Below are 20,568 nucleotides of genomic sequence, written 5' to 3' on the forward strand. Positions count from 1 at the left end.
CCGGACCTAGGGACCTTCCGTGGACGCCCACCGCGGATCGGCGGCGCGCGGCGTGCCCACTCCGTGCGCCCGCAGCGCCGAGTAGGCCCGCGTGACCTCGGCCGGCACGCCCACGTGCGCGATGAAGCCACGGCCCGCCGGCCCGTAGCCCTCCCGGTCGTCGGTGAGCCGGGGAATCTCGCCCATCAGCAGGGAGACGTACCGGTCCACCGGCCACATGCCGGCGGGCGGCGACCGGAACCCGAGCTCGTCGCCGACCAGCTCGACGGGTGTCCGGTGGGCGGCGAAGTTCACCAGCCGTACGCCCGGGGCGTACCGGCGGAATCCGGCGTCCATGCGCCGCTGCATCGACCCGTCCTGGATGATCAGGATCCGCCGGTGCGGGACGTCCCGGGCGGCGAGCAGGGCCAGCGCGTTGCGGACGTTGCTGCCGCAGTTCGTCGACTCGTGCTCCAGAAGGTCGATCTGGATGCCGTACCGTTCGCGCAGGTAGCGGTCGAAGAGGGCGGCCTCCGTCCGGTCCGCCACGTCATCGCAGTCCGTGTGGCGCCGCATCGCGGCGCGCAGGACGTCGGTGGAGTGGCCCTGGCCGCCGGCGACCATGAAGCGGGCGGCCACGTCGTCCTTGACGGCCCGGGCGAACAGGTCGCCGCCGGCGAGGATGCTGCCGCCGAAGAGGATGGCGACGTCCACCCGGCCACCGGCCGCCTCGTCGACCGCGGCACGGCTCAGCGTGCCGACGTCGCGCAGGGCGCAGAAGTCGACGAGGGTGTTCAGGTTCGCGACGACATCGGTTCCGGCCACGGATCCGAGGGTAGCCGTGCCCGGGCGTCACGCAGCGGCGTTCGGGGCGCTCCCGGCCGGGTCGGGTGCCGGGCCCGGCGGCCGGCCCCCGCCACCGGGACGAGGACCGGCCGCCGCGGCCGGGTCGGGTGCCGGGCCCGGCGGCCGGCCACCGCCGCGGCGGTGGAGACCGGCCGCCGCCCGGGGATCAGTGCGAGGGCGGCACGGCGAAGTAGTCGCGGAGCCTGGCGATCTGCCCGTCACGCAGGCGGAAGATCTGCACCAGCGACAGAGTCGTGTGCTGTCCGCCGGCCTGCTCCAGGACGGTGTCGGTCTCGGCGATGAACACGTCGGTGTCCGCCGTTTCGTGCAGGACGAGAGTGGACAGTTCGGTGTTCACCGCGCCCAGGTCGGCCCAGTACTCGTAGGAGGCGGCGAGTCCGGACCGGATCGCGTCCCGGCCCACCAGGCGAGAAGGCAGCGGATGACCGCCGGGAACCAGGGGCGCTTCGAACACCCCGTCCTCGGTGAACATCGCGGCGACCGCTTCCGGGTTGCGGGAGATCGCGCCGGCGTACACGTACCGTTCGAAGATTTCTCTGTGAGTGAGTGCCACTCTCCAGCATAGCCGGTGCGCCTTGGTCGACTCGCGACCGTCCTCGCGCGACGGTAGCCTCGGCCGAGGAGGTGAGGGTCGTGCGCCGACATGTCGCCGTACCGGCGGTCGCTGCCCTTCTCCGTCTGCTTCTGCTCGCCGGGGCGGTTGTCGCGGCGTACCTCGTGTTCGGTCTGCTGGATCGTCCGGCCCGCGCCGACCTGGGCATCCGTGACGCGGCTGCCCGTCCCGCCGGTGAGGACAGAGCCCGGACTCCGGTGATTCATCGCCCGGTGGTCACCGCAACGCCGTTGCGGCCGGTCGTCGAGCGGTCGGAACCCGCGACCGAGCCGTCCCGGCCGGGCACCAGGCGCGCCGATCCCGCGGCCGAGCCACCCCGCCGAGCCACCGAGCCGCCGCCCCGGGCAGCCGAAAAGCCGCGCCGGACCGCGGAGGAACCGCGGCGGACCGGGGAACAGTCACGCCCGGCTTCGGAAAATCCACGCTGGTCGTCGGAAAGGCCGCGCCGGGGCGCGGAGAAGTCCCGCCGAGATGCGGGAAAGCCGCGCGGGGCCATGGCAGAGCCGCGCCGGGCGGCGGGTGCGGTCCGGGACCGGGCACGCACGGTACCTCGTCCGGGGAAGGTGCGGACGGTGGCCGACATCCTGGTGCGCCCGGCGCCGCCGGCCGGGGTGGCTCGGCTGCCGCTGCCCGACCTAAATGTCGCGCTTCAGGTGCGCACGCTGCTCGACCTCAACGCCGCCCTGCGCCTGCCCGCGCATCTCGATGTGAACGCCGCTCTGCACCTGCCGGCACTGCTCGACCTCGACGCCGCCCTGCACCTGCCCGCGCTGCTCGACCTCAACGCCGCCCTGCACCTGCCGGCACTGCTCGATGTGAACGTCGCTGTGCACCTGGCGGCGGCGCCTCGACTGACCGTCGGGTTGCACCTGCCGGCGCTGCCGGGTCGCGGCACGCCACCCCGCATGCCCGCACCGCTCCCGGCATGGGGATCCGCGGGGCATACCGTGCCGCCCGCCGTTCCCCCGGCCGCCGGGCCGGCCGCGGCCGCCGCGGCCTCGGCGGCCGCGCCGGCAACGCCGCGCAGGGCCGGTGGCGTGGTGCGGTGCCGCGGTGGGACCGGGTGCGGGCCACACGCCACGGCACCGGTCGCGGATGCCGGAACCCGCGGGGACCGGACCCGGCCCGGGTCGGCGGCGGGCCGGACGCCGCGGCCGGAGCTGCCGTCGCGGCCCACCCCGCACGGCACGAGCGAGCGGGCGGCCGGTGGAGCCGCCGGCGGCGCACCGGCCGTCGGTGCGCTGCCGTCGTCGTGGCGGCCCGGACCGGCGGCGGCATCCGTCCCGCCGGGCGAGGCGACCGCCGCCCGGGGACGCACCGTCGTCTACGCAGGACCTCCCAGCTGAGCGGGCCTCCCCTCGAGGGACAGCCAGCAGGCCGTCACCGGCGTCGCCGCTGAGGGCCGTCCGCCGCCGCCCCGCGTGATCCGGGCACCCGAGAGGTGTCCGTCGCCGGGCGCCGGCGTCCCACCGCCACGCTCTCATCCTGGCCTGGGAGGCCACCGTGATCCGCATACTGCTCGCCGAACCCATGAACCTTCTCCGCGGCGCCCTCGCCGCCACCCTCTCGCAAGAACAGGACCTGGACGTGGTCGCCGACCTCGGGCGGCTCGACGAGGTGCTCCCGATGGCGCGCGTCGTGTCACCCGACGTCGCCGTGATCAACACCGATCTGCTCGCCGCCCCGGAGCCGGGCGTGGTCGATCGGATGCGCCTGGAGCTGCCGCACTGCGGGATCCTCCTGCTGGCCGGTGCCGACGCGCCCGCCCGGCTGAGCCGGACCCTGGACGCCGGGGTACGCGGCTTCGTCGACAAGCAGGCCGGGCCGCACGAGCTCGCGTACGGCATCCGGCGGGCGGCCCGCGGCGAGCGCGTGATGGACGCGCGCCTCGCGGTCGCCGTGCTGGCCGCGCCGCGCAACCCGTTGTCGGCGCGCGAGCGCGACGTGCTCGTCGTGGCCGCGTCCGGCGCACCCTCGCAGGAGATCGCCGCCAAGCTGCACCTGAGCACCGGGACGGTGCGCAACTACATCTCAGCGATCCTGCGCAAGACCGGCGCCCGCAACCGGCTGGAGGCGGTCCGCATCGCCCGGGAGGCCGGCTGGCTCGACTGAGTGCCAACGGCCGGCCAGGTCGCGGTAGAGCGGTGACGTGCGGCGCAGCGAGCCGTCGGTGCCGAGCGTCGCGGACGAGCCGTCCAGCAGCAGGATCCGGGACGCCCGCCACGCCGAGCTGACCCGGTGGGCGACGACGACCAGCGCGCCGGGCCGGGCGGCGAACGCCCGCTCGGCGCGGGCCTCACCGGCCGCGTCCAGGTGGCAGGTGGCCTCGTCGAGCAGGACCAGCCGCGCCGGCGACAGGTACGCGCGGACCAGGGCCACGAGCTGGCGTTCGCCCGCGGACAGCGCGTCCGGGGTGATGCGCGCGTCGTAGCCGCCCAGCCGCCGGACCACCGCGTCGAGACCGATCGCCTCGGCCGCCCGGTCGATGTCGGGCACGGCGGCGCCGGGACGCAGGTAGCGCAGGTTGTCGAGCAGCGTGCCGGTGAACACGTACGCCTCCTGCGGGATGAGCACGCGGTGGCGGGCGAGCGTGCGGACGTCCAGCCGGTCCGTGCGCACGCCGCCCAGGCGCACGTCGCCCTGCTGCGGTTGCAGCGTGCCCGCGAGCAGGCTCAGGAGGGTGGACTTGCCGATGCCGCTGGGCCCGATGATCGCCAGGTGGTCGCCGTCGCGGACGTCCAGGTCGAGGCCGGAGACGACGGGCTCGGCGCGCCGGCCGTAGGCGAAGGTGACGCCGCGCAGCAGCACGTCCGCGCCGCCGGGCCGCGCCGCCGGGCCGCCGCGCGCGGAGGCGCCACACGCGGCCGGCGCGGAGTCGCCGCACGCGGCCAGTGCGGAGGTGCCGCGCGCGGCCGGCGCGGAGTCGCCGCCGTGCAGGATGCGGTCGAGGGTCACCGCCAGGCGTACGCCACCGCCGCCCAGGCCGCCGACGAGCATGGTGAGCGCCGGCTGCACCCCGTGCAGCAGGTAGGTGAGCGAGCCCAGGACCGCCCCGGCCGTCAGCCCGTGGTGCACCAGCCACGGCGCCGCCGTCAGGACGACCGCCAGCGGCAGCCAGCCGCCCGCGGCCAGGCTGATCCCGCGCGCCGCGGTCGTCCGGGCCACCGCCCGTTCCGCGGCGGCTTGCGCGTCGACCGGGACGGAGATCTCGGCGGCCATCCGGCGCCCGGCTCCACAGGCGGCGATGTCGCGCAGCCCGGCGAACGCGCGGCCGGCGTGCTCGGCCAGATCCTCGCCGGCGCGCACGTACGCGCGCTGCCGGGCGGCCGCCCGCGGCACCGTCGCGGCGAACATGGCGAGCCCCGCCAGCAGCGGCGCCGCCACGAGCAGCGCCACCACCGGCGCCAGGGACGCCAGTCCGAGCAGCGCCCCCGCGACGGCGAACAGGAACCCGCGCATGGTCACGATCAGGCCGGCGAACGTGTCCCGGACGATCTCCACCTGGTGGGTGAGCCGGGCCACCGCCGACCGGTCCGCTCCCCCACCGGCGCTCGCCGCCCGGCGCAGCGTGCCGGCGACCACGTGCGCCACCAGCTCGTCGCGCAGCGGTTCGGCCAGGTCGGCGAGGCAGCGGAAGGTGCGCCGGGTGCCGGCCGCGCCCAGCAGGACCGCCGCGGCGAGCAGGCCCAGCCAGCCGAGACCGGCGGCCGGGTCGCCGGCCAGGAAGCCGCGGTCGACCGCGCGGGCGACGGCCTGTCCGGACAGGACGGCGGGCAGCGCCTCGAGCCCGGACCAGCCGGCCAGCCGGACCAGCACGCGGGGACGGCGGCGCAGGAACGCCAGCAGGAACCTCATCGCCCGGCCGCCGGGAAGAGCGCCCGGTATTCCGGGTCGGGCCGCAGCACGTCGTGCGGCGCGCAGGCGCGGACCCGCCCGCGGTCCAGCCAGACGACGAGATCGGCCCGCGCGGCGGTGCCGGCCCGGTGGGTGACCACCAGCCGGGTACGGCGGTCGCGGGTGCCCAGGAGCGCCTGGTACACCTCGTGCTCCGTGACCGTGTCCAGGCTGGAGGTGGCGTCGTCGAGCACGAGCAGCCGCTCGGCACGCAGCGCCCGGGCCACGCCGAGCCGTTGCGCCTCGCCGCCGGACAACGGGGCCTCGCGCAGCGGGGTGTCGTAGCCGGCGGGCAGCCGCTCGACCACCGTGTCGACCCGCGCGGCGCGGGCGTCGGCGCGCACCAGCTCCGGGGTGCGGCGGTCCGGGCCGAGCCCGATGGCGGCACCGACCGTGTCGCCGACGAGCACCGGACGGGCGAAGGCGTACCCGACGGCCCGGCGCAGGGCCTCCGGGCGCAGCCGGCGCAGCGGCACGCCGTCGAGCCGCACGTCGCCCTCGTCCGGGTCGAGCAGCCGGCCGGCCACGGCGGCCAGGGTCGACTTGCCGGCGCCGGAGCGGCCGACCACCGCCACGGTCGCGCCGCCCGGCACCTCGAGGTCGATCCCGTCGAGCACGGGCCGGTCGCCGCCCGCGGGGTGGCGCACGGTCACCGCGCGCAGCTCCAGCCGGCCGTCCCCCGGAGGCAGACCGGCGTCGCCGTGGCGGTGCGCGGGCGCGGCGAGGACCTCGGCGATCCGCCCGCTGCCCGCCCGGGCCCGGGCGATGCGTCCCAGCACGCCGACCACGCCGCCCAGGCCCGCGCCGAGGGTGGCGTACTGCAGGGCGGCCAGCAGCGCACCCGGCGTGAGCCGGCCGGCGGTGAGCGCCAGGCCGGCCACGGCGACGACGGCGAGCTGCGCCAGCGGGGCCACCACCGCGCCGCGCGCCGCGGCCGTCCCCAGCATGTCCCAGGTGCGGCCGCCGTGCCGGCCCAGGTCCGGCAGGGGCCGCAGGACCCGCGCGATCTCCCGCTCCACGGTGCCGGCCGCGCCGATGGTCCGGGCGCCGGCGAGCGCCTCCGTCAGCCGGGCCGCGATGTCGCTCTGGGTGCGCTGGTAGCGGGTGGTCGCCTCGGCCGCGTCGGTGACGTACGTCCGCATCAGCGCGACGAGCACCGCCAGCCCGCCCACGAACGTCGCGCCGAGCCACGGGTCGATCAGGGCGAGGGCGACCAGGCTGCCCAGTGGCGGGACGACGGCGGCGCCGGCGAGGACCACGGCCGCCGCGGCGCCTCCCGCCTCGGGGACCTGGCCGGCGAGCCGGCTGACGAGGTCGCCGGGCGGGAACCGGCGCGCCGCCCGGGGATCGAGCGCGAGGACGTGACCGGCGAGCGTGTGCCGCAGCCGGGCGGTGGCCCGCGCACCGCTCATCCCGGCGGCGAGGTCGGTGGAGATCTCGGCGGCGGCGATCAGGGCCACGAGTCCGACGGCGACGGCCAGCCAGCGTCCCGGGCGGGCGTCCGGTGCCAGCACCGCGTCGACGGCGGCGCCCAGCGCGGCCGGCAGGAGCAGATCCGCGACGGCGGCCGTCAGGGCCGCCACCGCCAGCCCGGCCGCCCACGGGCCGCCGTGCCGGACCGAGCGGACGAGCAGCCGATCGCCCTCCACGACGGACATGGCACCTCCTGACCGCTGGGTCTGCACGGTGGGGCCCCGAACCGGAGCAAGGGGCAGTCCGGTTCGGGGCGGTTCCGGTGTACCGGCTGGTGCTCGTCAGTCGCAGGTCGTCACACTGAGCGAGCTGTCGCCGCAGAGCAGCAGGCTGGCCCGGCTTCCACCGCCGTACGCGGCCTCGGGGGTCAGTTCCATCCCCTGCAGGTCCATAAGTGCCATCTCGTTACCCCTTTCCGTGCTCGGTGTGGATCTTCTTTCCCTCCGGCCGGAGGGAAGCTCGGGAAGTGCCCGCTGCCGGGCTCAGGAACGGCAGGTCGACGGGCTCGTGGTGCAGTGCGGCGCCGAGGGCGAGCAGGACGCCGGCGGATCCCGTCGCCAGGTCCATCGACAGCCGCAGCAACTGCTCGCCGGGAAATGCCAGCCCGCCCCGGAAGGGCACCGCGTGCCAGGCGAGGTCGCGGATCTGGGCCCGTACCGGCTCGCCGTCGCGGTCGCGCCCGGCCAGGTACCGGATGATGCCGGCCCGGCCCGCGAAGAGCCCGGACTGCGCGTAGAACGGCGACCGCGCGGCGAGGCCGATCGCGGCGCTCGCCCCGGCGAGGCGGTCGTCGTCGCGGTGGGCCAGCACCTGGTCGGCGACCGTGCCGATGCCGACGCTGCCCCGGGCCAGGTACGGCATGGTCCGCCAGCCCTCGTCGACCTCCAGCGCGCCGTCGTCGCGCACCACGCAGCGGTCGAGGTCCCGGTGGATCGCCGTGGCGGCGCGGTCCAGCAGCGTGCCGTCGCCGGTCCGCTCGTACATCCGCAGGAACAGCAGCGCGGGACCGGTCCAGCCGTGGGTGAGCCCCGCGGGGCGCAGGCGGACGCCGCTGGTCGCGGGCGTGTCACCCGCGCCGCGGAGCCGTTCGGACAGCAGGTCGGTCGCTCTCCGGGCCCCGGCGTCGAGCGCGGCCTCACCGGTGGCGTCCGCCAGGTACGCCAGGTTGAGCCCGATGCCGGCGAGCCCGCTCATCAGGTCGGAGCCGAGCTCGTCCCACCTCTCGCGCAGGCAGCGGTCGACGATGTCGAGCGCCTCCTGCCGCCGGCCCAGCCGGTGCAGGGCGTACGCGACGCCGTGCAGCCCGTCGTAGAAGCCCAGCCGCGCTCCGGCGGGCGGGTCGACCGCCCGCCGGACGAGCCAGTCCTCGAAGCCGGGGTGCCGGCCGGCGCCCGTGAGGTGCAGGCTGTACAGCACGCCGGCGGCGCCGTAGGCGAGGTTGAGCCCTCCCGAGCGGAACTGCTCGACGTCGCCCGGGAAGAGCCGGTCGTCGCGCTGCGGCGTGGCACTGCCCACGATGGCCTCGGCGAGTTGCCCGCGCAGCACCGGCCAGCCGGCGGTGCCGGACGGGAACTGCCGCCACCCGCCGCGCGGCCGGGTCACCGACCCCGACGACGCCGACGACGCCGACGCGATCGTGGCGACGGCGTCGGCCAGGTAGTCCTCGGGTACGCCGAACCGCTCCCGGATCACCTCGGCGAAGTGGTGGGCCTTGCCGGGTGCCAGCCGCAGCATGGCGGTGAGCGGCAGGAACAGCGCCAGTTTCAGGCAGGCCAGCGCGTACCGGTCGACGTCGCGCCCGCCGACCTCGCGGGGCGCCGCGAAGCCCTGGTTGCGCAGCCCGGGCCGGCGGTAGCCGTCGACCGGGCCGGCGACCTCGAAGTCGACCAGCGCGATCGTGTCACCCTCCGGGGTGCCGGTACGCACCAGCACGTTGAACAGGTGCAGGTCGCCGTAGACGAGGCCACGCTCGTGGATCGCCTCGACGGTCCGCTCCACCTGCCGGTGGATGTCCGTCGCCCAGGCGGCGTACGCGCGGTACCGCTGCGGGTCGGCCGTCGGGTCGACGAGCGGATAGCGCTCGACCAGCAGCTTGTTCAGGGGCGTGCCGTCGATGTACTCCAGCGCCAGGAACTCGTGCTCGCCCAGCCGGAACCGGTCGTGCACCCGCGGCACGGCGAGGCCGGCGAGCCGCTGGAGCGCGGCGTGCTCCTGGTCGAGGCGCCACACCGCGTCCGCGCCGGTGGCGTCGAGCCCCGCGTGCGGCCGGGCCTCCTTGAGCACCACCCGGTCGCCGGAGCGGGTGTCGGTGGCGGCGTACAGGCCGCCGCCGTTGGAGAAGTGGATCACCCGGTCGATGCGGTACGGCAGATCGGCGGTGGTCGTGGCATTGCGGGCGGCGAGATCCGGGGCCAGGAACGCCGGCAGCGAGACCCACCCGGGCATCCGGAAGACCGGGTCGCGCCGGTCCGGGACGAGCCGGCCGGACGGGTCCGCGATGGCGGGCTCGACGACGCCGTCCACGACGCAGTAGCGGGCGGCGAAGCCTCCGTAGCGCACGTGCAGCGGGCCGGAGCCGAGGCGCAGGTCGCTCAGGACGTACGGGCCGGGCTCGCCGCGCAGCAGGTCGCCGAGCTCCTTGCACACCAGCTCGAGTTCGGCCTCGTCGCGGGGGTACACCGTGACGAACTTGCCGCTCGTGCCGCGCCGGGCGTATTTGGCGTTGCGCAGCAGCAGGGCGGCCGGGCCGTGCACGAACTTGAACGCCACGGCGTGGGCCACGCAGTAGCCGAACACCACGTCCAGTACCCGGTCGGCGTTGTGCAGGCAGGCCGACACGTGGATCTTCCAGCCCTGGTCCGGGAGGCTGCCGTCGGTCGGCGCGTACACGAGCCAGTCGTCGAGGGCCTCGCGCCGCCAGCCGGGCGGGACCGCTCGCCGGGCCGCGGCGAAGAGCCCCGCAACCGGCCGCCGGGTGCTCAGGGAGTCGTAGAAGAGCGGATCCACCACACAGAACCGCTCGTACTGCCTGTCCACGGCCCGCTCCTCTCCCGCTTCCTGGTTGCTTGCCACCAGTCTTCGGGCAGGAGGGGTCGCGCCCCAGTGCGCACCGTCACCGGGTGACGGTGCGCGGAGTCAGAACGGATTGCTGACCGCGGTCATGTTTGCACCGCGGCGCGGCAGGCCGGAGCGGTCCTACGCGGCGACCGTGACGGGCTCGTCCGCGGCGACGGGGGCCGGGTCGAGGGTGCCGATCACGCCGTTGGCCTCGAGCACGAGGAACTCGTCCACGAGGTGCGGGGGGAACTGCACGCCGCGGCACCGGCGCAGCTCGGCGCGGGCCTCGCCGGCCGGCATCGCCGGCTTGCCCGGGCCGGGCGCGCGCATGACGGCCCACGCGGCGCAGAGCCCGGCGATCGCGCTGGCCGGGACCGGTACCGCGTCGGCACGGCGGCGTGCGGCCTCGCCCACCACCGCGGCCCAGTCCTGGATGGAACGGTCGAGCTCGGGCAGCTCCCCGGGGTGGGCCTCGGGCGCGGTGGCCGGTGCGAGGTCCGCCAGGCCGGTGGTCACCACCACCCGGTCGCGGCCGCCGCGCTTGGCCGCGTAGAGGGCGGTGTCGGCGGCGTTGACCAGCTCGTCCGGCGTCTGCGGCGGCTCGGCGGTGGTGCCCCCGATCGACACGGTGACCGCGACCGGAGTGTGGCCGTCCACCAGGACGGGGACCGCGTTGATCTGGGTGCGGATCCGTTCGGCCACGGCCGTCAGGTGCTGCGGGTCCGTGGCGGTGGTCAGTACGGCGAACTCCTCGCCGCCGAAGCGGGCCACGACGTCGCCGGCGCGGCAGGTGGCGCGCAGCCGCCGGGCGACCTCGACCAGGACCTGGTCGCCGGCGGGGTGGCCGTACGTGTCGTTGATCCGCTTGAAGTGGTCGACGTCGAGCAGCAGGAGGGCGAGCGGACCGCCGGACCGGGCCGCGCGCTCGCTCTCCACCCGCAGCTGCTCGGACAGGAAGCGGCGGGTGTAGAGGCCGGTCAGGGCATCGGTGATGGCCAGCCGGCGCTGCGCCGCGATGAGGCCCGCCATGCGCACCAGCACGAGCAGGAAGAGCACCGCCGAGGCGCCGACGACGACCAGGTCGGACCGGGCCGCACCCCGCAGGTTCTGCACCACCAGCACGGCCGGGGCCATCGCGGTGGCGAAGCCGAGCAGCACCACGCGGTACGGGGTGGCGCCCGAGCGGGGCTCCGCCGGGTCGGCCAGGTGCCGCATCGACGGGTGCAGCCCGGCCGCGCCGAGCGCGACGTAGCCGAGCAGCCACAGCGCATCGGTCCACCCGCCGTCGGCGAACGAGCCGGTCAGGGTGAGCAGGCCGTAGGCGGTGTCGGCGAACAGGTTCAGGGCGAGGAAGGCCAGCAGCAGGTGGTAGGCCGGCTGGCGGACGCCGCCGCTGAGCATCAGCCGGATGGCCACGGTGAGCACGCACAGGTCCATCACCGGGTAGGCGGTGGCCGCGACCCGGTCCACCGTGTCGATGTCCGGGGCGGTGACCGTCGGGTGGATGAGGAACACCCACCACAGCACCGCGGCGCCCACGGCGAGGATCGTGGTGTCGACCAGCGCGGCCGTGTTGCGCTGCGGGGACCGCCGCCGGGTCAGCTGCACCAGGGCGGCGGCGACGAAGAAGTACTGGGCGAGGTAGAGCACGTTCGCCGCCACCGGGTAGCTGGCGTCGTGCTGGGAGGCGATGTAGTAGGTGACGTCGCCCGAGGTGTACATCACCTGGCCGGCGACGAACAGCCACCAGATCGAGCCGGGCCGCGGCCGGTGCCGCCGGATGCCCACCGCGAGCGCGACCGCGGTCGACCCGCTGACCAGGCAGTAGAGCACCGTCTGGAGCACGGCCCCGGCGTCGGTGGCCGGCACCGTGTAGTAGCCGGCGATGGGCAGCAGCGCCGCCGCCGACCAGGCGATCCAGGCCCGCGACCACGCGGACGTCGTACGCGCGGCGGCCTGTCCCGGGCGATCCACAGATGTCACGTCACCATGACATCAGCGCGGCATGCACCGGCCGGTTGTCCCAGCGTTGCCAGACGGTAGCCGTCATCGGCCGCAACAGGGCCTTCGCAAGATTGTCACATTCACAGGCATTGATGCTTTCTGGTGAATTTCTCTAGGCTGAAGCTCCTCGAATCGCTGCGCGCGAGGGGAGACGGCCCTGGACACCGACGCACGGACCGCGACCGCCCTGTTCGGCAGGGCGCCCCTGCTCGCCGCCGTCGAGGCACGCCTGGCCTCGGGCGGAGGCGTGGCGCTGCACGGGCCGGAGGGCATCGGCAAGACCGCCGTGCTCGACGCCGTGGCCGCCGCGGCCGCCGCGCGCGACGAACTGGTCGTCCGGGTGCGGCCCGCGGCGGCCGACCGGCTGCTTCCGTACGCGGGGATCGCCGATCTCGTGGCGCAGCTGCCGGAGACCGCCGTCGCGGCCCTGCCCCCGGCCCACCGTGCGGCCCTGGCGATGTTGCGCCAGGGCGCCGCCCCGCGCACCGGCGCCCCGGCGCTGGCCCGCCGCCTGGTGCTGCCGGGCCTGCTCGCGCACTGTGCCCGGGCCCGGCCGGTGCTGCTGGTGCTCGACGACGTGCAGTGGCTCGACGCCGAGTCGGCCGAGCTGGTGGGCTTTGCGATGCGCCGGCGTCCCGGGCCGCGGGTGCGGGTGGTCGCCGCGCAGCGCCTGCCGGACGACGCCGGACGGCACCGCGCCGCCCGGCTGTGCCCGGCCCCGGTGGCGGACCTGCTGGTGCCGCCGCTGGACGCCGACGATCTCAGCGCGCTGCTGGAGGCGCGGGGCCTGCCCTGCCGGGCGGCGGCCCGCCTGCACGAGGCCAGCGGCGGCAACCCGTTCCTGGCGCTGGCCCTGGGCGCCGTCGCGCCCGGGCCGCCCTGGCGGCCGGCACCGCTGCCCGAGGCGGCCCGGGACCTGCTGCGCCGCCGGGTGGCCGCGCTGCCCCCGCCGGTCGCCGCGACCCTGCTGGTGGCCGCGCTGGCCACCGAACCGACCCTCACGGTCCTGGTCCGGGCGGGCCACGAGGACGCGGACCGGGACCTGCGGGTCGCCGCGGCCGCCGGCGTGGTGCGGACCGACGGGGAGACGATCCGGTTCACCCCGCCCGCGCTCGCCGACGTGCTCACCGAGGACGCCGGCGCCGCCCGCCGGGCCGGGGTCCACGACGCGCTGGCCAACACCGCGCTGGACGAGACGATCGCCGTACGGCACCGGGCCCTGCGCAGCGGCCGCCCGGACGCGGACGTGGCGCGCGACCTGCTCGAGGCGGCCGAGCGGGCGGTGCGCCGCAACGCCGCTCGCACGGCCGCCGAGCTGTACCTCCTCGCCGCCGACCGCTGCCCCCGCAGCCTCGCCGCCCAGCGCTTCGACTGGCTCGTCGCCGCGGCGCGCACCGCCACCGCCACGGGGGTTCCCGCGGTCGCCGGGCGGGCCGCCGAGGCGGTCCTGGCCGCCGCCGACGCCCCGGCCGCCCACCGGGTCCAGGCCCGGATCGTGCTGCTGGACCTGGCCGGACAGGCCCTCGCGGAGATGGACGAGACGTTCGCCGGCGCGCTCAACGAGGCCGGCACCGACGTGGCGCTGCTCGCCCCGGTGAAACTGCGGCTGGCCTGGGCCGCGATGCTGGGCGGTGCGGTGCGCTCGGCCGGGGTGTGCGCCGCCGAGGCGGCGCGGGCGGCCCGCGCGGCCGGCGACCCGACGACCGAGGCCATGGCGCTCAGCTCCCTCGCCCAGGTCCAGCGGCTGCGCGGCGAGCCGCAGTGGACCGGCACGCTGCGCCGGGCGCTGTCGCTGCCCGCGCCGCAGGTGCCGGGCCTGCTGCATCTGAGCCCGCGCTACCTGGCGGCCCGGTTCGCCATGATGGACGACCGGCTCGACGAGGCCCGCGCCGAGCTGCTCACCCTGCTCGCCGTCGCCGAGCACGACCGCGCCGGCGAGGCCCTGGTGGAGGTGCTGCGCAGCCTCTCCGAGGTGGCCACCCGGGCCGGCCGGTGCCGCGAGGCGCTGCGGTACGCCCACCGCGCCGTCACCGCCGCCCAGCAGGCCGGCCTGAGCCCCGGACCCACCTGGTACACGGCCGCCGTGGCCGAGCTGGCCGGGGGCAGCCTCGCCGCCGCCAGCGGGTACGCCCGCCGCGGCGTCCGCGCCTCCGAGCAGGAGGGCGACAGCCTGTATCTGCGGCGGAGCCTGCACGCCCTCGGACAGGCCCAGCTGCGCGCCGGCGACACCCGGGGCGGCGTGGCGACCCTGCGCCGGCTGAGCGAGCTCGCCGACGGCGCCGCGGACCCGATGATCGTGCGCTGGCAGGGCGACCTCGCGGGCGGCCTGGCCGCGCTCGGCGAGCACGACGAGGCCGCCGCGACCCTCGCGGCGGCGCGGGCCGCCGCCGACCGGCTGGGCGCCGCCCCGGGCCTGCACGGCTACCTCGACCGGGCGACCGCGGTGGTGCTCTCCGAGCGGGGCCAGGCCGACTCCGCGGTGCTGCTGTGCGCCACCGCCGCGCAGCACTTCGCGGACCTGCGCCAGCCCCTCGAGCAGGCCCATGCCCTGCTGGTACAGGGCGGGGCGGAACGGCGCCGCCGCCGGTACGCCGCCGCCCGCGCCGCCCTGGGCGCGGCGCTCGCCCTGTTCCTGGCCGCCGAGGCGAAGCCGTGGACCGAGCAGGCCCGGCACGCGTTCGCGCGTACCGAGGGAACCGCCGCGCCCCCCTCCGACCTGGGGCTGACCTCGACCGAGGCCCGCATCGCGGGACTCGTGCGCGACGGGGCCAGCAACCGCGAGATCGCCGGCCGCCTGTTCCTCAGCGTCAAGACCGTCGAGGCGACCCTGACCAGGGTGTACCGCAAGCTCGGCGTCCGCTCGCGGACCCAGCTCTCCCAGCGGCTCCCGGCGACAAGGGTTTTCCCCGATTCGGTGACGACCGTCGATGCATAGCGTCACTGCTCGACAGCCTGGTTCCTCCCGACCCCGGGAGAGCACCCAGGCCTGGCCCGGACCGGGTCGAGAGAAGGAGTGATGAGCGTGGGACGCAGAAAACTCATCTCAGCATCGGCGGCGCTCGCCACCGGGGCCGCGCTGACGCTGGCCGCGGCGCCGGCCTCGGCCCAGCCGCAGCGCGCGCCCGGCCCGCCGTCCGGTCCGGCCCTGGCCGCGGCGGCCGCCGACCGGCTCGTGCACAGCGCCGGCACCGCGTCGCTGCTGCGCCGCTCCGACGGCGACACGCTCGAGCGGACCGGCGTCGTGCAGGGCACCCGCGGGCTGCAGTACGTGACGTACGCCCGGACGTTCCGGGGGCTGCCGGTGGTCGGCGGCGACGTCGTGGTGACCACGGACGCGGCCGGCACGGTCAAGGACACCGCGGTCGCCCAGACCGCACCGATCGCGGTCGGCACCACCGCGACCGTCACCGCCGCGCAGGCCGCCGCGGCCGCCCGCGGCCGGCTGGCCAGCGTGGACCGCGCGACCGCGCCGCGGCTCGAGGTGCTCGCCTGGGGCACGCCCACGCTCGTGTACGAGGCCGTCGTCGAGGGCCGTACGGCGCAGCACAAGCCCAGCAACCTGCACGTCTTCGTGGACGCGCACACCGGCAAGGTCGTCGAGCAGGTCGACTACGTGCGCGAGGGCACCGGCACCGGCTACTACTACGGCAACGTCACGATCAGCACCTCCGGCTCCGGCTCGTCGTGGTCGATGACCGACCCCACCCGCCCCGGCCTCAAGTGCGGCGGGCAGAACGGCAGCGCGTACACCGGCACCGACGACGTGTGGGGCAACGGCTCCGGGACGAACCTGGAGACCGCCTGCGTCGACGCGCTGTGGGGCGCCCAGCGTGAGGCCGACATGCTCAGCGCCTGGTTCAACCGCAACGGCATCAACGGCAACGGCAACAACCCGCCGATCCGGGTCGGGCTGAACGACGTCAACGCCTACTGGAACGGGTCCTACACGAACTTCGGCCACAACCAGGCCAACACCCGCCAGGCGACGCCGATCGACGTGGTGGCGCACGAGATGGGTCACGCGATCTTCCAGTACACGCCGGGCGGGGCCGGCGGCGGCAACGAGAACGGCGGCATCAACGAGGCCACCGGCGACATCTTCGGCGCGCTGACCGAGGCGTACGCCAACAGCCCGCTCGACCCGCCGGACTACCAGGTGGGCGAGGAAGTGGACCTGGTCGGCGACGGCCCGATCCGCTACATGTACAACCCGTCGCTGGCCGGCGACCCCAACTGCTGGTCCACCTCGATCCCCTCGACCGAGGTGCACGCCGCGGCGGGCCCGCTGAACCACTGGTTCTACCTGGTCGCCGAGGGCTCCGCGCCGACCAACGGCCAGCCCGCCAGCCCGACCTGCAACTCGAGCTCGGTCACCGGCATCTCCATCCGCAAGGCCGGCGAGATCTACTACAACGCGTTGCAGGCCAAGACCTCCACCTGGAAGTACGCCAACGTCCGTACGGCGTCGCTGACCGCGGCGAAGAACCTGTACCCGAACAGCTGCACCGAGTTCAACACGGTCAAGGCGGCCTGGAACGCGATCAGCGTCCCGGCGCAGCCGGGCGAGGCGACCTGCACGGGCACCCCGGGCAACGACTTCTCGGTCTCGGCCTCGCCGGCGTCCGGCAGCGTCGCCGCGGGCGCGGCGGCCACCACCACGATCGCCACCGCCACCACCTCCGGTGCGGCGCAGACCGTCGCGCTGAGCGCCTCGGGGCTGCCCGGCGGAGCCACGGCGACGTTCAACCCGGCGTCGGTGACCTCGGGATCCTCCGCCACGCTGACGATCTCGACCAGCGCGTCGACCCCGTCGGGCAGCTACCCGATCACGGTGACCGGCACCGGCTCGGCCACCCACTCGGTGACGTACACGCTGACCGTGACCGGCGGCCCCGGCGGCAGCTGCACCGCCAGCAACGGCACCGACGTCTCCATCCCGGACGCGGGCGCCGCGGTGACCAGCACGATCACGGTCAGCGGCTGCGGGCGCAACGCGTCGGCGACCTCCACGGTGGCGGTGAACATCGTCCACACCTACCGCGGTGACCTGGTGATCGACCTGGTCGCGCCGGACGGCACGGCCTACCGGCTGAAGAACAGCAGCATCTCCGACGGCGCCGACAACGTGAACGCCACCTACACGGCCAACCTCTCGGCCGAGGCCGGCAACGGCGCCTGGAAGCTGCAGGTCCGCGACGTGTACAGCGCGGACACGGGCCACCTCGACACCTGGACGCTGACCCTCTGACCCACTGACCCCCCCCGCCTCGCCCGGCGACCCGGGCCGCCGGACTCCGGTGGCCCGGGTCATCGCCGTCCGGAGAGCAGGTGACTCACCTGGGGCGGGCCCTCGGCGAGCGCCTGGGCCCGCTGCTCGACCGCCTGATCCGCACCGGTCAGCCGGCCGGTGTGCTGGCGCAGGTGCTCGTCCCGGCTGGGCACCACGTACGCCTCCACGAAGCGGCCCGGATTCTCACCGTCGCGGTCGGGCCGCACCACGAGGACGCGTTCGCCGAGGCGATGCAGCAGGTACGGCCCGTCGTGGTCGTCGGGGTCCAGCTCCAGATGGGGCTCGGGCCAGAAGCCGTCTGCATCCACGTACCGACGTTGCTGGCCAGCAGGGCCAGCCACAGGCTGCGGAAGGCCGCGATCCGCAACGGCGCCCACGCCGACGGCGCGGCCGGTACGGCGGCGGGTGCGGGGACGGTCACCGGCGATGTCTAACCACCACCGAGACGATCTACCACCGTCCGGTGCCCGCATGCCGCCGTGTGTCGTTCGGCCGATCGGTGCCTCCCCCTCGCGACGCCCGGGGCGTAGCGTGAGTAACCGGACATGCGGAGAGGGGCGCTTGTGCGGACAGTCTCGATGGACACGAGCGTCGACGGCCGGCTGGATGTGGTGCTGCGCGGGGAGCTGGACTTCACCAACGCCTCGCAGGTCGCCAAGGTGGTGAAGGAAGCGATCGTCGGCGGCCGGCCGCGTGCGGTACGGGTGCGCCTGGCAGAGGTCACCTTCCTGGACTCGTCCGGCATCGGCCTGCTGGTGCGGGCCATGAAGGCCGCCGGCGAGGTCGGCGCCGACTTCCGCGTCGAGGAGCCCACCGACAAGGTGCTCGACCAGCTGCGGATGTCCGGCCTGCTGGAGGCGTTCGGTCTGCCCCAGCCGCCGCCGGAAACCTGATGATGGACGGGACTCCGGGCTATCTGCAGCGCCTGGCCGAGCTGGAGCAACAGATCGGCAGTGCCCGGCTGAGTCCCGACGTGGTGGTCGAGCGGGCCGCGGGGCTGCTCGCCGGGCGGATCGGCTGCCGCATCGACGAGGCCCTCGCCCACCTGCGGACCCTCGCGCGCCAGCAGGACCAGGACCTCGCTGCCGTGGCGGCGGGGATCATCTCCGTGCTGGAGACCCGGCAGGCGACGCCCTCCGGGCGGCTGCGCCGCACCGCCGAGGAAGTGCTCCGGGTGGCCCACCAGTCGCCGACGCCACGTCAGCGTCACCGACCGGCGCCGCCCGACGATGCGGCGCCCGGCTGGGCCGACGTCGTGCAACAGGTCCTGGACGCCATGCCGGGCAACCACATCGTGCTGGTCCCGATGCGCGACGACGCCGGGCGGCTGGTCGACTACCGGCTCGTCGCGGTGACCCACTCCCTCGTGGACCTGTCCGGCAACACCGGCTCGCGGCTGGTCGGCCGGCGGGTGAGCGAGTCCTATCCGACGATCGTCGGCGGGCCCGTGTGGCAGGCGTGGGCCGACGCCCTCGCCGACGGCCAGCAGCGTCAGGTCGGGCCCTTCCCCTACGTGCACCGCGACGACGACCAGGCCTCCGAGCACCTGTTGTCCGTACGCGTCCAGCCGGTCGGGCCCGGCCTGCTGAACACCTGGGTCCGCTCCGACGAGCAGACCCGCCTGGCCGAGCGCATCGCACAGACCGAACGGCTGGGCAACCTCGGATGGGGCGAATGGGACCTGGTCACCGACGAGACCGTGTGGTCCGACGAGTTGTACCGGATCTACGAACGGGACCCCGCCGACGGCCCCCTGCCCCGCGAGGAGTCGGACGCGCTCGGCCTGCCCGAGGACGAGCCGCTGCGCCGGGAGGCCGCGGACGCCTTCGGGCGCGGCGAGACGGTCGACCTCACCGCCCGCGCCATGATCAACGGCAAGATCAAGTATCTGCGCGCGGTGATCGACGCGGTCCGTGACGTGGACGGCCGCCCGATCAAGATCTACGGGATCATCCAGGACGTCACCGCCCGGGAGACGAGCCGCCTCAAGCTCGCCGAGGTGCAGGAGGAGCTCCGCGCACAGCAGGAGAGCCTGCTCGCCGAGCACCGCCTGGCCGCGCAGCTGCAGCACATCGTGCTGCCCATCCCGGACGGCCCGATCGAGCTCGACGGGCTGCGGGCGGCGGTCCGCTACCTGCCGGCCGAGCAGGCCAGCCGGGTCGGCGGCGACTGGTACCACGCGGCCGCGGCGGGCGACGGCAGCATCGTCCTGGCCGTGGGCGACGTCGCCGGGCACGGCCTGCAGGCCGCCGCCACCATGGCCCAGCTGCGCCACGCCCTCGCCGCCCTGGCCGTGACGACCACGTCGGACCCGGCCGATCTCCTCGCCCACCTCAACCGGCTGCTCTACGCCGCGGACGCCGAGACGGGCACCGCCGCGGTCGCCCGCTTCGACCCGGCCACCGGCGACCTCACCTGGGCCCGGGCCGGACACCCCGCGCCGCTGGTCGCCCGGGCCGGGGCCGTCACCGAGCTGTCCGGCCGGCCGGGGCCGCTGCTCGGCGCGATCCGGAGCGCGAGCTACGACACCTCCACCACGCGCCTGGATCTCGCCGACGTCCTGCTGCTCTACACCGACGGTCTCATCGAGCACCGCTCGCAGACGCTCGACGAGGGCCTGGCCCCCCTGCTCGCCGTCCTCCGGCGGGTCACCGCCGCGCCCGGCCCCCCTCCGCTGGAGGACCTGCTCAGCGCGCTGCGCCGCGCCAACCCCGACGACGACACCTGCATCCTCGCCGCCCGCCGGCACGCCGGGCAGGCACCCCCGGAGCCGGGAAGCCCGCCGCGGCCGGCTCGTCCGACGAGGCTCGTACCGCGATGATCCCCCAGCGACCGCAACCGCTCACCCGGGACTTCGACCTCGCCACGCTGGTCGCTCTCCGCCACGAGGTGCACCGCTGGGCCCAGCGCCACGGCCTGGCCGACCTCGCCCTGTACCGCTTCGTCGTCGCCGTCAACGAGATCACCACGAACGCCGTACGGCACGGCGGCGGCCGGGGCCGCATCGAGCTGTGGCGCACCGGCGACCGGCTGCACTGCCGGGTCACCGACCGGGGCACCGGCCTGCCCGCCGACCGGCGCCGCCCCGGCCGCCCCGACCCGCAGGCCGTCGGCGGCCGCGGACTCTGGCTGGCCACCGCCGGCATCGACGACCTCCTCATCGACACCGGCCGGCACGGCACGAAGATCACACTCTCCTGCCTCGCCTCCTAGCGCCCGAGCCGGCTCACCGGCGGAACCCCCCGGAAGCGTGCCCCGTCGCGATCCGTCCGCCGGTCGGTGAACTCGAGGACCGCACCGAGGCTACGGCTTCTCCTCGGCATCGTCGGACCGGCGTCCGTCCACGATGGCGGATCAGGAGGCGGCGGTCCGTCGCTTCCTCTCCCAGGTC

15 protein-coding genes and 1 pseudogene are annotated in these 20,568 nt (G+C 75.7%); 7 read left to right on the plus strand and 9 right to left on the minus strand.

Going from position 1 to position 20,568, the window contains the following annotated elements; translation table 11 throughout:
- Nucleotides 1–6: 6 nt before the first annotated feature.
- Both IEY99_RS07855 and IEY99_RS07860 read right to left on the minus strand, forming a co-directional pair.
- Complete coding sequence (locus IEY99_RS07855) at nt 7–804, minus strand: ElyC/SanA/YdcF family protein (protein WP_189200944.1); 798 nt, start codon at nt 802–804, stop codon at nt 7–9.
- 187 nt (nt 805–991) lie between these two features.
- On the minus strand, nt 992–1,399 hold the full coding sequence (locus IEY99_RS07860; RefSeq protein ID WP_189200946.1) for a nuclear transport factor 2 family protein: 408 nt from the start codon (nt 1,397–1,399) through the stop codon (nt 992–994).
- A gap of 632 nt (nt 1,400–2,031) precedes the next feature.
- On the opposite strand from IEY99_RS07860, the gene IEY99_RS07865 reads away from it, so the two are divergent.
- Together IEY99_RS07865 and IEY99_RS07870 are read left to right on the plus strand one after the other, a co-directional pair.
- Complete coding sequence (locus IEY99_RS07865; RefSeq protein WP_189200948.1) at nt 2,032–2,805, plus strand: hypothetical protein; 774 nt, start codon at nt 2,032–2,034, stop codon at nt 2,803–2,805.
- Nucleotides 2,806–2,962: 157 nt separating this feature from the next.
- A complete protein-coding gene (locus tag IEY99_RS07870) occupies nt 2,963–3,571 on the plus strand; it encodes a response regulator transcription factor (protein ID WP_189200950.1) in 609 nt (202 codons plus the stop codon).
- On the opposite strand, the gene IEY99_RS07875 is transcribed toward IEY99_RS07870, so the two are convergent.
- The 5 genes from IEY99_RS07875 to IEY99_RS07895 all read right to left on the minus strand — a co-directional run bounded on the left by IEY99_RS07875 (nt 3,491) and on the right by IEY99_RS07895 (nt 11,866).
- Nucleotides 3,491–5,314 (minus strand): ATP-binding cassette domain-containing protein, encoded by a 1,824-nt coding sequence (locus tag IEY99_RS07875; protein WP_189200952.1) that lies wholly within the window; start codon nt 5,312–5,314, stop codon nt 3,491–3,493. The genes IEY99_RS07870 and IEY99_RS07875 overlap by 81 nt on opposite strands.
- Nucleotides 5,311–7,011, minus strand: coding sequence for an ABC transporter ATP-binding protein (locus IEY99_RS07880; protein ID WP_189200953.1), 1,701 nt, complete (start codon nt 7,009–7,011; stop codon nt 5,311–5,313). The genes IEY99_RS07875 and IEY99_RS07880 overlap by 4 nt, the downstream gene beginning before the upstream one ends.
- 96 nt (nt 7,012–7,107) lie before the next feature.
- Nucleotides 7,108–7,227 (minus strand): SapB/AmfS family lanthipeptide, encoded by a 120-nt coding sequence (locus tag IEY99_RS07885; protein WP_189200955.1) that lies wholly within the window; start codon nt 7,225–7,227, stop codon nt 7,108–7,110.
- Nucleotides 7,228–7,231: 4 nt separating this feature from the next.
- Nucleotides 7,232–9,862, minus strand: a complete 2,631-nt coding sequence (gene lanKC / locus IEY99_RS07890) for a class III lanthionine synthetase LanKC (protein ID WP_189200957.1) — start codon at nt 9,860–9,862, stop codon at nt 7,232–7,234.
- 159 nt (nt 9,863–10,021) lie between these two features.
- Nucleotides 10,022–11,866, minus strand: coding sequence for a GGDEF domain-containing protein (locus IEY99_RS07895; protein ID WP_189200959.1), 1,845 nt, complete (start codon nt 11,864–11,866; stop codon nt 10,022–10,024).
- Nucleotides 11,867–12,074: 208 nt separating this feature from the next.
- Here IEY99_RS07895 and IEY99_RS34860 point away from each other — a divergent pair, with 208 nt between their 5' ends.
- On the plus strand, nt 12,075–14,822 hold the full coding sequence (locus IEY99_RS34860) for an AAA family ATPase (protein ID WP_373293324.1): 2,748 nt from the start codon (nt 12,075–12,077) through the stop codon (nt 14,820–14,822).
- An 87-nt stretch (nt 14,823–14,909) separates the two neighbouring features.
- Nucleotides 14,910–17,135 (plus strand): M4 family metallopeptidase, encoded by a 2,226-nt coding sequence (locus tag IEY99_RS07905; protein ID WP_229798309.1) that lies wholly within the window; start codon nt 14,910–14,912, stop codon nt 17,133–17,135.
- A gap of 59 nt (nt 17,136–17,194) precedes the next feature.
- Here IEY99_RS07905 and IEY99_RS34070 read toward each other — a convergent pair whose 3' ends face one another.
- Both IEY99_RS34070 and IEY99_RS35240 read right to left on the minus strand, forming a co-directional pair.
- Nucleotides 17,195–17,485 carry an MFS transporter gene (locus IEY99_RS34070; RefSeq protein ID WP_229798311.1) on the minus strand — a complete coding sequence of 97 codons (291 nt, stop codon included), beginning with the start codon at nt 17,483–17,485 and terminating at the stop codon, nt 17,195–17,197.
- A gap of 23 nt (nt 17,486–17,508) precedes the next feature.
- A pseudogene (locus IEY99_RS35240) lies at nt 17,509–17,598 on the minus strand (hypothetical protein); the annotation flags it as partial.
- Nucleotides 17,599–17,755: 157 nt separating this feature from the next.
- Here IEY99_RS35240 and IEY99_RS07920 point away from each other — a divergent pair.
- Genes IEY99_RS07920 through IEY99_RS07930 form a run of 3 tightly spaced genes read left to right on the plus strand, consistent with a single transcriptional unit; the run spans nt 17,756 to nt 20,390 of the window.
- Nucleotides 17,756–18,070 (plus strand): STAS domain-containing protein, encoded by a 315-nt coding sequence (locus IEY99_RS07920; RefSeq protein ID WP_189200963.1) that lies wholly within the window; start codon nt 17,756–17,758, stop codon nt 18,068–18,070.
- Nucleotides 18,070–19,998 (plus strand): SpoIIE family protein phosphatase, encoded by a 1,929-nt coding sequence (locus tag IEY99_RS07925; protein WP_189200965.1) that lies wholly within the window; start codon nt 18,070–18,072, stop codon nt 19,996–19,998. Before IEY99_RS07920 ends, IEY99_RS07925 begins: the two co-directional genes overlap by 1 nt.
- Complete coding sequence (locus IEY99_RS07930) at nt 19,995–20,390, plus strand: ATP-binding protein (protein ID WP_189200967.1); 396 nt, start codon at nt 19,995–19,997, stop codon at nt 20,388–20,390. The genes IEY99_RS07925 and IEY99_RS07930 overlap by 4 nt, the downstream gene beginning before the upstream one ends.
- Nucleotides 20,391–20,568: the final 178 nt, after the last annotated feature.

Source organism: Couchioplanes azureus (assembly GCF_014648355.1).
GTDB classification, from domain to species: Bacteria; Actinomycetota; Actinomycetes; order Mycobacteriales; family Micromonosporaceae; genus Actinoplanes; species Actinoplanes azureus.

What these genes read in the sequence shown, in the direction of transcription:
- IEY99_RS07885 (WP_189200955.1), bottom strand. Translation starts at nt 7,227, where the DNA reads ATGGCACTTATGGACCTGCAGGGGATGGAACTGACCCCCGAGGCCGCG.
- IEY99_RS07925 (WP_189200965.1), top strand. Translation starts at nt 18,070, where the DNA reads ATGATGGACGGGACTCCGGGCTATCTGCAGCGCCTGGCCGAGCTGGAG.
- IEY99_RS07920 (WP_189200963.1), top strand. Translation starts at nt 17,756, where the DNA reads ATGGACACGAGCGTCGACGGCCGGCTGGATGTGGTGCTGCGCGGGGAG.
- IEY99_RS07930 (WP_189200967.1), top strand. Translation starts at nt 19,995, where the DNA reads ATGATCCCCCAGCGACCGCAACCGCTCACCCGGGACTTCGACCTCGCC.
- IEY99_RS07880 (WP_189200953.1), bottom strand. Translation starts at nt 7,011, where the DNA reads ATGTCCGTCGTGGAGGGCGATCGGCTGCTCGTCCGCTCGGTCCGGCAC.
- IEY99_RS07875 (WP_189200952.1), bottom strand. Translation starts at nt 5,314, where the DNA reads ATGAGGTTCCTGCTGGCGTTCCTGCGCCGCCGTCCCCGCGTGCTGGTC.